Here is a 13,634-nt window from a genome sequence, read left to right on the forward strand (position 1 = left end):
ACGAACCGGGGCGGCGGGGTGGTCGTCCGTCGGATGGCCGACGACTACCCGTCCGACCTCTGCTCCGCCTCTTCGAACGTCAGCGAGATGCTGTTGATGCAGTAGCGCAGGTCGGTGGGCGTGTCGAATCCCTCGCCCTCGAAGACGTGGCCCAGATGCGAGCCGCAGCGCGCGCAGCGCACCTCGGTGCGTCGCATGCCCAGGCTGTCGTCGACGAGGTGAACGACCCGGTCCTCGGCCAGTGGTGACCAGAACGCCGGCCAGCCGCAGTGGGCGTCAAATTTCTCCGTGCTGCGGAACAGCTCGGCGCCACAGGCGCGGCAGCGATACACCCCGGCAGTGGTCGTCGTCTCGTACTCGCCGGTGAACGGCCGCTCGGTGCCGGCCTGGCGCAGCACGTGGTACTCGGACGGGGTGAGCCGGGCGCGCCACTCCTGGTCCGACAGCTTCAGGGTCGGTTCCTGGGGTGCCTGGTGGGGGGTGGGTTTCATGTCCGCCAGTGTAATCCGGGTCACCTATTGCTCGGTCACCCACGAGGTCGGCGTACGTCGGACCCGTTGTCGACGTACGCCGGACCCCGGTGGTGTGCGGGTCAGGCGCTGGTGGTGCAGAGCCCGGTCGCTGGTGGTGTACAGCCCCGACGGTGACCTGCGGCTCAGGCGCCGATGGCGTGCAGTTCGGGGGCCAGGTCGAGGTCTTCCTCGGCCTCTGCCGGCGGCACCAGGCTGCCGAAGTCGATCAGGTCCATTGCGCCGACCACGTACCGGTGCATGGCCAGCTCGGCAACCTCCGGGCCGGCCGTCATCGGACGACTGACCGCGATTGCGCCGGCAGTCAGCGCGGCCTCCGCCTGGTGTGCCCACAGGTCCGAGGTGCTGAGGAACCACGACCCCACAGCCACGTGCCGGCGTCCCTGGTTCCACAGGGTCTGGACGGCCTCCTCGACCGAGGGGCCGGTCTCGTCGACATACGCGGTCACACAGGCCAGCTTGTGGTGCATCCCCCACTGTCGGGTCCGGCGCGCCAGCAACGCGCGGCTGCGCACGTCCTGAGTACCTGCCGTGGAGAGCACCAGACCGTCCAGTTCGGTCACGTGGTGGTCGCTGAGGGCCTGGCGCAGCGTACGGTCCAGCATGGTGAGCAGGATCGGCTCGGGGCCGATCGGCCGGGACAGCAGCACCCGCAGATCGGGACAGGCGGCCGCGACCCGGGTGATCGCGTCGCCGGCGACGGCACTGGCGCGGTAGGCGCAGCCGACCTCGAGTGGAACGAAGACGATCTCCTCGGTGCCGAGGCGGGCCAGCTTGCCGGCCACCTGGACCGGTGAGGGGCCCGATCCGCCGAGATAGGCCGCCCGTACGACCAGTTCGGGGCACCTGGCCATGAGTTCGTTCCGCATCGCATGGGTGATCTCGGCGATCTGCGGATCGCTGTGGCCATGGGCGAGCAGGACGAGGGCCGGGGCCGTCATTGCCGGTTCCTTTCCCCCCGAGCCTCCGGATGCACCGGACGGGTGGCCGGGGAGTATTGGTCAGGAGAGCCGTCCTGGGACGGCGTCTCAAAAGGTGGATAGGAGAACTTTCACCCGGGAGAAATGGCTAATGCAAGTTGACGTCTCACCAGTTGGGACCTTGGTTCAAGATGTGGACGTCCTGGGTCGGTGGGCCAGACCCTGGATCATCGGCTCCGACGCGGGCACCCGGTGGCGGACCGTGCCGGGCGGGCAGCCTGTGTCGCCGCCGGGCAACGCTCTCGAGTGCGCCCCGAAAAGGGGTGTTTCACCTTGTCGGAGCGTCTTTCATTGGTGGGCGGTACTGGATTCGAACCAGCGACCCCTTCGGTGTGAACGAAGTGCGCTACCACTGCGCCAACCGCCCGTGCGAGAGCCAACAATAGCCACGACTCGGCGGAATCACCAAACCGCCCATGCGGGGCGGTTCGGATCTCCGCTCACACCCGCATCGACTGTGCGTGCCGCAGAGCGGTGTCGGATGTCGCGGGGTGGTGCCGTCCTCCGAAAGTTGCACCCGTGTAACTCGCTCTGGTAGACATCTCCTCGCCGACCGGAAACGGGAGGCATCGTCGGGAGCTCAGGCCGGCGACGGGGGCATGATCCGGCCGATGAGCGGATTTGGCCCCTCGGAGTGGGCCTGCTAGAGTTCCTGATCGCGCCTCGGTCCCGAGGCGCAGGGTGAAGAGGGTGATCCGGAGACGGATCGCTTGATTTGCTGCGGACGTGGCTCAGCTGGTAGAGCATCACCTTGCCAAGGTGAGGGTCGCGGGTTCGAATCCCGTCGTCCGCTCGGAGAGGGTCTCGCCCTTGGGAAACCCCCAGCAGGAGACGACACCTGCATCGTGCCGGGATCACCCGGAGTGATGTGTCACCCGGGTGGGAGTCCTCCAGGTGGTGGAGTGGCCGAGAGGCGAGGCAACGGACTGCAAATCCGTGTACACGGGTTCAAATCCCGTCTCCACCTCGGGCGGTTGGCGCAGCGGTAGCGCGCTTCCCTGACACGGAAGAGGTCGCTGGTTCGAACCCAGTACCGCCCACCATGCGGTAGCAGCCCCCCGGATGTCCGGGGGGCTGCTACGTCGTCCGGGCTCCTGCGGTCTCCCGCTCCGGACGCTTACCGACCTACCACCGCACCCGCAGCCCCGGGCGCAGCAGCGTCAGCACCTTCTCCTGGCCGAAGGGCTCCAGCAGCCCCTCGACGCCGCGGCCCAGCTCGGGCACGGCCGCCAGCGGCCCGCGGTGCGGACGCGGCGAGGGGCGCCACACCGGAGCCGAGGCCGGCAGCCCGGCGAGTTCCCGGGCGCGCTCGACGGCGGTCGTACGATCCCCGAAGCGGTCGATCAGGCCGACCCGCAGCGCATCGGCACCACTCCAGATGCGTCCCTGCCCGATCGCGTCGATCTCGGCGTGGTCGCGGTGACGTCCGGCGGCCACCTCGTCGACGAACCGGGTGTAGACGTCGACGACCATGGCGTGGAGGAACGTACGCTCGGCATCGGTCAGTTCGCGCGCCGCGGAGAACATCAGTGCCCGGTCATCGCCCAGCCGGTCGATGACGATGCCGTGGCGCTGCAGCAGCTCACGCAGCACCGGCCGGGCCACGATCACCCCGATCGAACCGGTCAGCGTGAACGGGCTGGCGATGATCTCCCGCGCCCGGGCGGCCACGTAGTAGCCGCCCGAGGCGGCGACATCGTCCATGGCGGCGACCACCGGCACCTCTGCGGTGGCGATCTCGCGGCTGATCAGGTCGGAGGCCAGCGCCGACCCGCCCCCGGAGTTGACCGACAGCACGATCGCCTTCGTCGCCCGATCGGCCTTGGCTGCGCGCAGCTGGGCGACCACCGTGTCGGACCCGCACGCCGGCGGGGAGAACGGGGTCGCCGGCCGGCTCAGGCCGGTGACGATCGCGCCCTCGACCCGCACCACGGCCACCCGGTCGGCGCCGGCCGCGCGACGGATCAGCCCGCGGGAGCGGCTGGCCGCCCTGTCGATCCTGGGCAGGACGTATTCCAGGGCACCGACCCGGGCCGCGGGATCGATCTGCACGATCTCGTCGTCGTAGGCCACCCGGTGGATCACCCCGGCGGCGGCCGCCTGCTCGGCGTTGACCAGGTCCGCACTCAGCCAGCCGGCCACCCGGTCGGGCTGCAGTCCGCGACCCGCTGCCACCCGGGCGGCCCACTCCTCGCGGAAGGTGTCGAGATAGGCCTGCAGCTGCTCGCGCTCGGCATCATCCATCGACTCGTCGGTGAAGGTCGAGGCGGCCGACTTGTAGCGCCCGATCCGCTCGGTCTCGAACCCGATGCCGTGTGAGCCGAGGAAGCCGCCGAGATAGCTGCGCTCGGTGGCCGGCCCGGTCAACAGCACGCCGGCCGACGGCGGGGCGGTGACCTCCTGCACCGAGCGGGTGAGCAGCAGGGTGCCGGCGCTGATGGTGGGCAGGGACGCCACCACGTGCTTGCGCGCGGCCAGCCCGGCCAGCAGGTCGGCGAGCGCGTCGAGGGTGGCGGCGCCGACGGTGAGCGTCCCGACCCGCACCAGCACGTGGGAGATCCGGTCGGAGGCGCCCAGGCGCTCCAGCTTGGTGTGCAGGGCCTCGAACGACTCGGTGCCGGCCAGCAGGCTGCGCAGGCTCAGCGAGGTGTGTTCGGGGTAGCCGCCTCGCAGGTCCACCACGGCCCAGTCGGGGCGGGGTCGAGAGCCGGCGCGGGCGGTGTCGCTGATCGTACGGAGGACGGACGCGAGGTGATCGGTGAGCTCGGCCATGCGTCCAGCGTACGGCCGGGTCCGGACAGCGGGTCCTCCGCTGGGGCAACGCGCCGATTTGCGTGGGATCCGGGGCTCGGATAGAGTTTTTCAACGCCCCACGGGATGTCTCGCGGGGTCGAGAGAGAGCAGGACGGCCCCGACAGGGGCCACAGCATGCGGACGTGGCTCAGCTGGTAGAGCATCACCTTGCCAAGGTGAGGGTCGCGGGTTCGAATCCCGTCGTCCGCTCGGAGCGGGTCCCGCCCCAGGGCGGGACTGTACGCCCTCCACCGGGCGAGGGTCGTCCCATGGTGGAGTGGCCGAGAGGCGAGGCAACGGACTGCAAATCCGTGCACGCGGGTTCAAATCCCGTCTCCACCTCGGGCGGTTGGCGCAGCGGTAGCGCGCTTCCCTGACACGGAAGAGGTCGCTGGTTCGAACCCAGTACCGCCCACCATGCGGTAGCAGCCCCCCGGACGTCCGGGGGGCTGCTACAGCGTTCGGGCTCGACCTCACCGCTGATTGACGAACCGGGCGCTGCGGCGCCGCACCCGGCGTTCGTACTCGTGTCTCCCGGGCGGCGGAGTGGGACGACGGCCCAGCGAGTAGAAGGCATGCTTCGCGATCTCGATCGCCGTCAGGTAGACGGCCACCATGATCACCAGGGCGGCGAAGAAGAGCGGCGGCAGCGGAGTGAAGCCCAGCACTGGCGCCAACGGTGTCAACGGCAGGATGATCGAGACCGCTACCACCGCGAGCACACTGAACAACAGCGGGAGACTCGGCCGACTGCGCCAGAACGGGACCCGCTGCGTACGGATGGCGAACACGATCAGCGTCTGGGTCGCCAGGGACTCGACGAACCAGCCGGTGCGGAACTCCTCCGGCGCGGCGTGCAACAGCCCGATCATCATCCCGAAGGTGAGGAAGTCGAACATCGACGAGATCGGGCCGAAGACCAGCATGAACTTCCGGATGAAGCCGATGTCCCAGTGCGACGGTCGGCGCAGTTGTGCGGCGTCGACCCGGTCGGTCGGGATGGCCAGCTGGCTGATGTCGTAGAGCAGGTTGTTGAGCAGGATCTGCCCGGGCAGCATCGGCAGGAAGCTCAGCAGCGCCGAGGCGCCGGCCGCCGAGAACATGTTCCCGAAGTTGGACGAGGTTCCCATCATCACGTACTTGATGGTGTTGGCGAAGATCCGCCGGCCGCCACGGATGCCGTCGGCGAGCACGCCGAGGTTCTTGTCCAGCAGGATGACGTCGGCGGCGTCCTTGGCCACGTCCGCACCGGTGTCGACCGAGATCCCGACGTCGGCCGCGTGCAGGGCGAGCGCGTCGTTCACCCCGTCGCCGAGGAAGCCGACCGCATAGCCGGAACCGCGCAGCGCACGGATCAACCGGGCCTTGTGGTCCGGGGTGAGCCGGGCGAAGATCGTCGTCCGGCGGGCGGCGCCGGCCAGCTGGGTGTCGTCCATCGCGTCGATCTGGACCCCGGTCAGCACCCCCTGCACGTCCATGCCGAGCTCACGACCGACCTTCTCGGCGACCAGGGCGTTGTCTCCGGTGGCGACCTTGACGGTGATCCCCAGGTCGGCGAGTTCGGCCAGTTCGGCGGCGGCATCCGGTTTCGGCCGGTCGGCGAAGGTGAGGAACCCGGACAGGGTGAGTCCCGCCTCGTCCTCCGGCCTGATCGTGGTCATCTCCCCGGCCGGTCGCCAGCCGACCGCGATGACCCGCTCCCCGCCGCGGAACAGGTCCTCGAGCAGCCGGTGCACCGGCGCCTCCGGGGCGATGTCACAGCGGGCGAGGACGGCTTCGGGCGCTCCTTTGACGATGAGTCGGCGTCCGTCGGCGGTCTCCGCGAGCACGCTGCTCAGCCGGCGGTGGTGGTCGAAGGGCAGCTCGGCCACCCGTCGAGCCGCCCGGATGGCCGTAAAGTCGGCCCCCGGGGCGTTCCACAGCGCGTTGTCCAGGTCATTGCCCCCGACCGCCGTGCCGGCCGGGGAGATCTCCACGCTGCTCGCGAGCATCCCGAGGTCCCGGACCTGCGGATCGTCCTGACCATCGGCGTCGAGGGCCCGCTCGTAGGTGATGTGCCCGACGGTCAGGGTACCGGTCTTGTCGGTGACGAGGACGTCGATGTCGCCGAGGTCCTCGATGCACACCAGGCGTTTGACGAGCACCTTCACCCTGGCGAGCGCCCGCGATCCGGCGGCCAGGCTGGTGCTCACCACGGCTGGCAGCAGTTGCGGGGTGATCCCGACCGCGATCGCGAGGGCGAAGAGCGCCGCGTCGAGGAGGGGGCGGCCGAGCAGCAGGTTCGTCACCAGGATGGCGGCGGTGAGCGCGAGCGCCACCCGCATCAGGAACACCGAGAACCGCCGCAGCCCGATCTGGAAGTCGGTCTGCGGTGCCCGTTCTCCGAGGCTGCGGGCGATCCGACCGAACTCGGCATCGGCGCCGGTGGCCACGACGACGGATTCGGCCGTCCCCGCCGTGACGATGGTGCCCATCAGCGCACAGTCCGGCAGGTCGTCGATCGTCCGGGCGCCGGTCACCGGATCGACGCTCTTGGCGACCGCCGCCGACTCTCCGGTGATCATCGACTCGTCGCACTCCAGGCCGTGCACCGACAGCAGCCGGACATCGGCGGGGACCACCTGCCCCATCTGGAGTCGTACGACGTCGCCCGGCACCAGGTCCGTCACGTCGACCTCCGCCGGCGCACCACCGCGCACCACGACCGCGGAGTGCCGGATCCGGTCGTGCAGCGAGGCCGCGGTCCGTTCGGCCCGGTACTCGTTGCCGAATCCCAGCCCGACGCTGGCGATCAGGATACTGCCGATGATGACGGCGTCGATCCGATCGCTGAGGAAGAACGACAGCACCGCGGTCCCCGCCAGCAGGATCAGCAGCGGGCTGGCGAGTTGCCGGCCGAGCACCCGCAACGGGCTCACCCGACGTTCGCGCACCGCGTTCCCGCCGCCCTCCCGCAGCCGTCGGGCTGCCGTCTCCGCGGTCAGGCCGTCGGTCCCACTGCCGAGGGCCGCCAGCGTCCCGGCGGGGGAGAGGGCGGCTGCGCCGGGTAGGTCCAGCCCTCCGGACACCCGGTCGTGACCGTCGGAGACACCTGTCGCGGACTGAGGATGTTCGACGTTCACCGCTGACGACCTCTCCTCGGACGGCTCAGAACGATCGGGGCGCGATGTGGACTGACATCGCCGACACTACCCCCGCGAGGTCATCCGGGCGGCCGGCCGGCACCTGGTCAGACGAGCCGTTCGGCCTGCCGACCGTTGCCGACGGCGTGCAGGTAGCGCAGGATCTGGCCGTACGACTCGATCATCCCTACCTTGACGTAGGGCATGCCGATCTCGTGGCAGTACTCCTCGACGATCGGCTGGGCGTCCTTCAGGTGAGCCCGCGGCATCGACGGGAACAGGTGATGCTCGACCTGGTAGTTGAGGCCGCCCATGAAGAAGTCGACCAGAGGCGAGCCGATGATGTTGCGGGATGTCGGCACCTGCTTCTGCAGGTGGTCGAGCCTGGTCTGCTGCCCCTCCGGCATCTCCATTCCCTTGTGGTTCGGTGCGAAGACCGACGCCAGCAGGAAGCCCCAGATGCCCTGGTGGACGACGATGAAGGCGAGTGCCTGCAACGGCGTGAGGAGCCATCCCAGCAGGCCCAGGTACAGCGACCAGTGCAGCGCCAGCAACACCCCCTCCACCGCTCGGGTTCCGCGGGGCCGGCGCCGCAGCCAGCCGACGCCCTCGACCTGCAGCAGCCACCCCTGGAAGGTGAGCAGGGGGAAGAACAGGGCGGCCTGGTGGCGCGACACCCACAAGCCCAGTCCGGTCTTCTTCGCGTGCTGGCGCTCCGACCAGGTGATGATGCCCTCGGCCACGTCGGGATCGAGACCCTCGTGGTTCGGGTTCGCGTGATGGCGGTCGTGCTTGTCGTTCCAGTACCCGAAGCTGACACCGAGCAGAAGGTTCGCCGCGACCAGGCCGACCCGGTCGCTCACGGAGCGTGGGCCCGGCAGCTGCCGGTGGCCCGCGTCATGGGCGACGAAGCTGACCTGTCCCCAGGTGATCGCGAGCAGCGGGGCCAGCAGCAGCGTCCACCAGCTACCCGCCAGCAGGACCAGGCCGGCGACGACGGCGGCGATGGCCACCACCAGCGCGCCGCCGGTGACCAGGTAGTAGCGGGTCGTCCCGGCCATCAGGCCACGGGCCTTGATCCGCTTGATCAGGGGTCGGAAGGAGCTCTGCCGGAGCCCGTCCGGAGTCGTGACGGGGACCGCTGCCGATCCGACCGTTGCTTCCAGGTGTGTCGTCATACGTCGAGTCTCGGCTCCTCGGCCGCGGCGAGCACTGGGGGCAGCACCCGGATCGATAGGGGTGCTGGCCCCCCTGTCACCCTGAGCGGGGCCGGCCGTCGCGGACGGCGCGAGATGATGGAGCAATGAAGCGGCGACTGCAACTGACCCTGGTGGCGCTGATCGCCGCGCTGCTCTCGGTGGTCTGCCTGATCCCCGGGGTGGTTGCCCTGGTCAGCCTGCCGCTCACCGTGTTGTGGGTGGGCATCCCGCTGCTGATCGGTGCCGTCTGGGTCGGTCGCCGGCTCCTCAACGCCCACCGCTGCGGTGCGGGCTACGTGCTCGGCCGGGAAGTGGCGCGTCCCTACCGCTCCGGGGGGCCGCAGCACCGCGGGTTCTTCGTGGTCGTCCGTGGGCTGTTGACCGACGAGGCGACCTGGCGCGACCTGCTGTGGATCGGTGTCAACGCCACCGCCGGGCTGTCCCTGGTGCTGCTTCCTCAGCTGTTTCTCGCCGGTGCGGCGGCCGCCGTTCTGCTGCCCCTGGTGGCGCTGACGCCGTGGGCGGTCCCCCTGGCCAGCTGGTGGCTGCAGGGCCTGGTCGGTTGGCTCCTCGCCGCGGGTCTGCTGACGGCATGGTGGTACGCGACACCGCCATTGGTCCGGGCCTGGGCCGCGATCACCAACGCCATCCTCGGACCGTCCCGGACCGCCGTCCTCAGCAGCCGGGTCGCCGCCCTGACCACCAGCCGGGCCGACAGCGTCGACTCCGCTGCCCAGGAGATCCGCCGGATCGAGCGGGACCTGCACGACGGGGTCCAGGTCCGCCTGGTCAGTCTGGGGATGACCGTCGGCCTGGCGGAGGAGCTGATCGCCGCCCACCCCGAGCGGGCCCGTCGGCTGCTCGAGGAGGCCCAGGACTCGGTGACCGCCACGCTGCAGGACCTGCGGCGTCTGGTCCACGGGATCCATCCGCCGGTGCTGGCGGACCGCGGTCTGGTCGGTGCGGTCCGCGCGCTGGCGCTCGACCTGCCGCTGGACATCGACGTACGGGTCCGCGGATTCGGTGCCGACGAGTCGGCCAGGCTGCCCGCTCCGGTGGAGGCCTGCGCCTACTTCGTCATCTCCGAGGCGCTCGCCAACGTCGTCAAACACTCCGGGGCCGATCGCGGCGACATCGCGCTGGAGCTGGGGCCCGACACCCTGCGCGGGGTGGTGCGTGACGACGGACGAGGCGGCGCCGACGAGAGCCGGGGCAGCGGACTCGGCGGCATCCGCCGCCGGCTGGCCACCTTCGATGGGACACTGGCGGTGACCAGCCCACCGGGTGGGCCCACCGTCCTGACCATGGAGATGCCGTGCGTGCCCTAGTCGCCGAAGATCACGCGCTCCTCCGGGCCGGACTGATCCAGTTGCTCGAGGTCCATGACATCGAGGTGGTCGAGGCGGTCGCGGACGAACCGTCGCTGGTCCGGGCGCTCGGGCGTCCCGACATCGACGTGGCCATCCTGGACGTACGCCTGCCACCGACCGGGACCGACGAGGGCCTGCGGGCGGCCGTGCAGGCCCGCCGCCGCCGTCCGGGCCTGCCGATCCTGGTGCTGAGCCAGTACGTCGAACAGCTGTACGCCCGGGAACTGCTCGCCTCGGCGGAGGGTGCCGTCGGCTACCTGCTCAAGGACCGGGTCGCGAACGTCCAGCAGTTCGTCAGTTCCGTACGCCAGGTCGCCGCCGGTGGAACCGTGATGGATCCCGAGGTGGTCACTCAGCTGCTGCGGCGTCGTGGCGCCCCGCTCGCCGCCCTCACCCCACGGGAACGCGAGGTGTTGGAACACATGGCGCAGGGCCGTTCGAACGCCGCGATCGGGGACGCCATGTCGATCACCGAGAGGGCGGTCGGCAAGCACATCGCGAACATCTTCGCCAAGCTCGACCTGGTCTCCTCCGACGACGACAACCGCCGGGTGCTGGCGGTGCTGGCCTACCTGCAGCGCTGAGCGCGAGCGGTCGCGTCCCTCGGTGGGGCCGGCCGGACCATCCCCAAGGTCGGACCCGGCGAGCTGCAACACAAGCCCCATCGGCCCGTAACGCGGGTGTCACAGATGGCCGCGAGACTGAGGGGAAAGACCGGTCGGTCAGTCAAAGGAGGCTCCCGATGACGCACTCGGTGCTCGCCCTCGTCCACGGTGTCACCACCGGTCACGAAACCGCCCACCTGGGTACCCTGGGCCCCGCTTTCGAACGGCGTGGGCTCGGAGTGCGGATCGCCTCCTTCACCGCTGCCGAGCATCCGCCCCGGCTCGATCACGGCATCCGGATGCTGGTGGTGATGGGGTCACTCGATTCGGTCCTCGACCGGGACGTGCCCTGGCTGGATCGCGAGTCCCGCTACGTCGCCGAGGCCGTCGGCCGGGGTGTCCCGGTGCTGGGCGTGTGTTTCGGTGCCCAACTGCTGTCGCGGATCCTCGGCGGTCGCGTCGTACCTACGGAGAGGCCCGAGACCGGCCTGGTCCCGGTCGATTCCACCGACACCGAGCAGATCCCGGGCGGTCGGTGGTACTCCTTCCACCACGACCGGATCATCGCCCCGTGCGATGCGCAGGTGCTGGCCACCAGCGCCAGTTGCGTCCAGGCCTTCCGGCACGGGCCACATCTGGGCGTCCAGTTCCACCCCGAGGTGACGCCGCGGACCCTCGACAGCTGGCGCAGCGGATTCGTCGGCCGCGCGGGCGGGCCGGGGGAGGAGGCCGGCCGGCTGCTGGCGGAGCACTCGCGCGAGTTGACCACCGAGGCGCCCGCACTGGCCCGGCAGACCGACCAGCTGGTCCGCGGCTTCGTCCGCCACGCCAGGCTGGCGGCCGCCGCCTGACCCCTCGCCTTCCCCTCCCTCGCCGGACCCACCCGTCACCGGGATGTCCGCCGGGATCACCCGGCGGTCCGGCACGGTAGGCTCGTGGACCGACGCCACCGGCGTCCCTGAACACGAGCCCGCCCGGCCGCATGCCCGGTATGTGTGCGACACCCGGGCGGGGAGAGAGGAAACCGCCGTGTCCATCACCGTCTCCCTGGTCCGGTCGTCCGACACCTCGCACGAGGTCCTCGACGACGGCACCACGGGTCTGGACCTGTTCGGCGAGGATCGTACGATCGTCGCCTGCCGCGTCGACGGGGAGATCAAGGATCTCCACCTGCCGGTCCCGGACGGGGCCACCGTCGAACCGGTCCTGATCGGCAGTCCGGAGGGGCTCAGCATCCTGCGCCACTCAACCGCCCACATCGCCGCCCAGGCCGTGCAGAACCTGCACGAGGAGGCGAAACTGGGCATCGGCCCGCCGATCACCGACGGTTTCTACTACGACTTCATGGTCGACGAGCCGTTCACCCCCGAGGACCTGAAGGCCCTCGAGAAGCAGATGCAGCGGATCATCAAGGAGAAGCAGAGCTTCCGCCGCCGGGTGGTCACCGACGAGGAGGCCCGCGCCGAGCTCGCCGACGAGCCGTTCAAGCTGGAGCTGATCACCGACAAGGGGTCGGCCAGCACCGAGGACGGGTCGGCGACGGAGGTCGGCGCCGGCGAGCTCACCATCTACGAGAACGTCCGGCGCAACGGCGAGCGGGCCTGGGAGGACCTCTGCCGCGGCCCGCACGTGCCGCACACCGGCTACGTCCCGGCGTTCGCGCTGACCCGGTCCTCGGCCGCCTACTGGCGGGGCGACCAGAAGAACCAGCAGCTGCAGCGCCTCTACGGCACCGCGTGGCCGTCCCGGGAGGAGCTGAAGGACTACCAGACCCGGATGGAGGAGGCCGCCAAGCGCGACCACCGGAAGCTGGGCAGCGAGCTCGACCTGTTCTCCTTCCCCGACGAGATCGGCTCCGGCCTGCCGGTGTTCCACCCCAAGGGCGCGCTGATCAAGATGCAGATGGAGAACTACTCCCGGCAGCGCCACCTCGAGGCCGGGTACTCCTTCGTCTCCACCCCGCACATCACCAAGGGCCACCTGTTCGAGACCTCCAAGCACCTGGACTGGTACGCCGACGGGATGTACCCGCCGATGCGGGTCGACGAGGAGCGCGACGAGGACGGCAACGTCGTCAAGCCGGGCATCGACTACTACCTCAAGCCGATGAACTGCCCGATGCACAACCTGATCTTCTCCTCCCGCGGACGGTCCTACCGGGAGCTGCCGCTGCGGCTGTTCGAGTTCGGGTCGGTCTACCGCTACGAGAAGTCCGGCGTCGTGCACGGCCTCACCCGGGCCCGCGGCTTCACCCAGGACGACGCGCACATCTACTGCACCCGCGACCAGATGAAGGACGAGCTGACCGGTCTGCTCACCTTCGTCCTGGACCTGCTCAAGGACTACGGCCTGGACGACTTCTACCTGGAGCTGTCCACCCGCGACCCGGAGAAGTCGGTCGGTGACGACGCGACCTGGGAGGAGGCGACCCGTACGCTCGCCGAGGTCGCCCAGGCCTCCGGTCTGGACCTCGTCGACGATCCCGGTGGCGCCGCCTTCTACGGGCCGAAGATCTCGGTCCAGGCGAAGGACGCGATCGGGCGCACCTGGCAGCTGTCGACGATCCAGCTGGACTTCTTCGAGCCCGGCCTGTTCGAGCTGGAGTACACCGCCGCCGACGGCTCCCGCCAGCAGCCGGTGATGATCCACCGCGCCCTGTTCGGGTCGATCGAACGGTTCTTCGGGGTGCTCCTGGAGCACTACGCCGGCGCCTTCCCGGTCTGGCTGGCGCCGGTCCAGGTGGTCGGGATCCCGGTCGCCGGCGAGTTCACCGACTACCTCGACGAGGTCGCCGAGCGGCTGCGGGCCCGCGGCGTACGGGTCGAGGTGGACGCCTCCGACGACCGGATGCAGAAGAAGATCCGCAACGCCCAGAAGCAGAAGGTGCCCTACATGCTGATCGCCGGCGGGGAGGACCGGGCGGCCGGAGCCGTCTCGTTCCGCTACCGCGACGGCCGGCAGAAGAACGGCGTCTCGATCGATGAGGCGGTCGCGGAGATCGTCGACGCGATCGACCGTAAGGCCCAGGTCTGAGC

At 70.0% G+C, this 13,634-nt stretch carries 9 protein-coding genes and 7 tRNA genes; 10 read left to right on the plus strand and 6 right to left on the minus strand.

What is annotated here, in order from left to right:
• Positions 1 to 44: 44 nt before the first annotated feature.
• The 3 genes from msrB to R0145_RS07710 all read right to left on the minus strand — a co-directional run bounded on the left by msrB (position 45) and on the right by R0145_RS07710 (position 1,877).
• The gene (msrB, locus tag R0145_RS07700) at positions 45 to 491 is read right to left on the minus strand and encodes a peptide-methionine (R)-S-oxide reductase MsrB (RefSeq protein ID WP_317839771.1); all 447 of its coding nucleotides are present in this window, start codon (positions 489 to 491) and stop codon (positions 45 to 47) included.
• 164 nt (positions 492 to 655) lie between these two features.
• Positions 656 to 1,471, minus strand: coding sequence for a sirohydrochlorin chelatase (locus R0145_RS07705; protein ID WP_317839773.1), 816 nt, complete (start codon positions 1,469 to 1,471; stop codon positions 656 to 658).
• Between the two features lie 331 nt (positions 1,472 to 1,802).
• Positions 1,803 to 1,877: transfer RNA gene (locus R0145_RS07710), tRNA-Val, on the minus strand.
• Positions 1,878 to 2,230: 353 nt separating this feature from the next.
• Here R0145_RS07710 and R0145_RS07715 point away from each other — a divergent pair.
• The 3 genes from R0145_RS07715 (at position 2,231) to R0145_RS07725 (ending at position 2,553) form a co-directional block, all read left to right on the plus strand.
• Positions 2,231 to 2,303 (plus strand) — tRNA-Gly (locus R0145_RS07715).
• A 103-nt stretch (positions 2,304 to 2,406) separates the two neighbouring features.
• Positions 2,407 to 2,477: transfer RNA gene (locus R0145_RS07720), tRNA-Cys, on the plus strand.
• A 1-nt stretch (position 2,478) separates the two neighbouring features.
• Positions 2,479 to 2,553: transfer RNA gene (locus R0145_RS07725), tRNA-Val, on the plus strand.
• An 82-nt stretch (positions 2,554 to 2,635) separates the two neighbouring features.
• Here R0145_RS07725 and sppA read toward each other — a convergent pair.
• Positions 2,636 to 4,282, minus strand: coding sequence for a signal peptide peptidase SppA (gene sppA, locus R0145_RS07730; protein WP_317839775.1), 1,647 nt, complete (start codon positions 4,280 to 4,282; stop codon positions 2,636 to 2,638).
• Between the two features lie 158 nt (positions 4,283 to 4,440).
• Between sppA and R0145_RS07735 the strand changes: the two genes are divergently transcribed.
• From R0145_RS07735 to R0145_RS07745, 3 genes are all read left to right on the plus strand, one after another.
• Positions 4,441 to 4,513: transfer RNA gene (locus R0145_RS07735), tRNA-Gly, on the plus strand.
• A gap of 61 nt (positions 4,514 to 4,574) precedes the next feature.
• Positions 4,575 to 4,645 (plus strand) — tRNA-Cys (locus R0145_RS07740).
• Position 4,646: 1 nt separating this feature from the next.
• A tRNA-Val gene (locus tag R0145_RS07745) sits at positions 4,647 to 4,721 on the plus strand.
• A 55-nt stretch (positions 4,722 to 4,776) separates the two neighbouring features.
• Here the strand turns inward: R0145_RS07745 and mgtA are convergent.
• Together mgtA and R0145_RS07755 are read right to left on the minus strand one after the other, a co-directional pair.
• On the minus strand, positions 4,777 to 7,425 hold the full coding sequence (mgtA, locus tag R0145_RS07750; protein WP_317839776.1) for a magnesium-translocating P-type ATPase: 2,649 nt from the start codon (positions 7,423 to 7,425) through the stop codon (positions 4,777 to 4,779).
• A gap of 107 nt (positions 7,426 to 7,532) precedes the next feature.
• Positions 7,533 to 8,603, minus strand: a complete 1,071-nt coding sequence (locus R0145_RS07755; protein WP_317839778.1) for an acyl-CoA desaturase — start codon at positions 8,601 to 8,603, stop codon at positions 7,533 to 7,535.
• A 125-nt stretch (positions 8,604 to 8,728) separates the two neighbouring features.
• Between R0145_RS07755 and R0145_RS07760 the strand changes: the two genes are divergently transcribed.
• The 4 genes from R0145_RS07760 (at position 8,729) to thrS (ending at position 13,632) form a co-directional block, all read left to right on the plus strand.
• The gene (locus tag R0145_RS07760) at positions 8,729 to 9,952 is read left to right on the plus strand and encodes a sensor histidine kinase (RefSeq protein ID WP_317839779.1); all 1,224 of its coding nucleotides are present in this window, start codon (positions 8,729 to 8,731) and stop codon (positions 9,950 to 9,952) included.
• The gene (locus tag R0145_RS07765; RefSeq protein WP_317839781.1) at positions 9,940 to 10,578 is read left to right on the plus strand and encodes a response regulator transcription factor; all 639 of its coding nucleotides are present in this window, start codon (positions 9,940 to 9,942) and stop codon (positions 10,576 to 10,578) included. The genes R0145_RS07760 and R0145_RS07765 overlap by 13 nt, the downstream gene beginning before the upstream one ends.
• A gap of 158 nt (positions 10,579 to 10,736) precedes the next feature.
• A complete protein-coding gene (locus R0145_RS07770) occupies positions 10,737 to 11,450 on the plus strand; it encodes a type 1 glutamine amidotransferase (protein ID WP_317839782.1) in 714 nt (237 codons plus the stop codon).
• 178 nt (positions 11,451 to 11,628) lie between these two features.
• On the plus strand, positions 11,629 to 13,632 hold the full coding sequence (gene thrS, locus R0145_RS07775) for a threonine--tRNA ligase (RefSeq protein WP_317839783.1): 2,004 nt from the start codon (positions 11,629 to 11,631) through the stop codon (positions 13,630 to 13,632).
• The last annotated feature ends 2 nt before the right edge of the window (positions 13,633 to 13,634 follow it).

The organism is Raineyella sp. W15-4, assembly GCF_033170155.1.
Taxonomy (GTDB): domain Bacteria; phylum Actinomycetota; class Actinomycetes; order Propionibacteriales; family Propionibacteriaceae; genus Raineyella.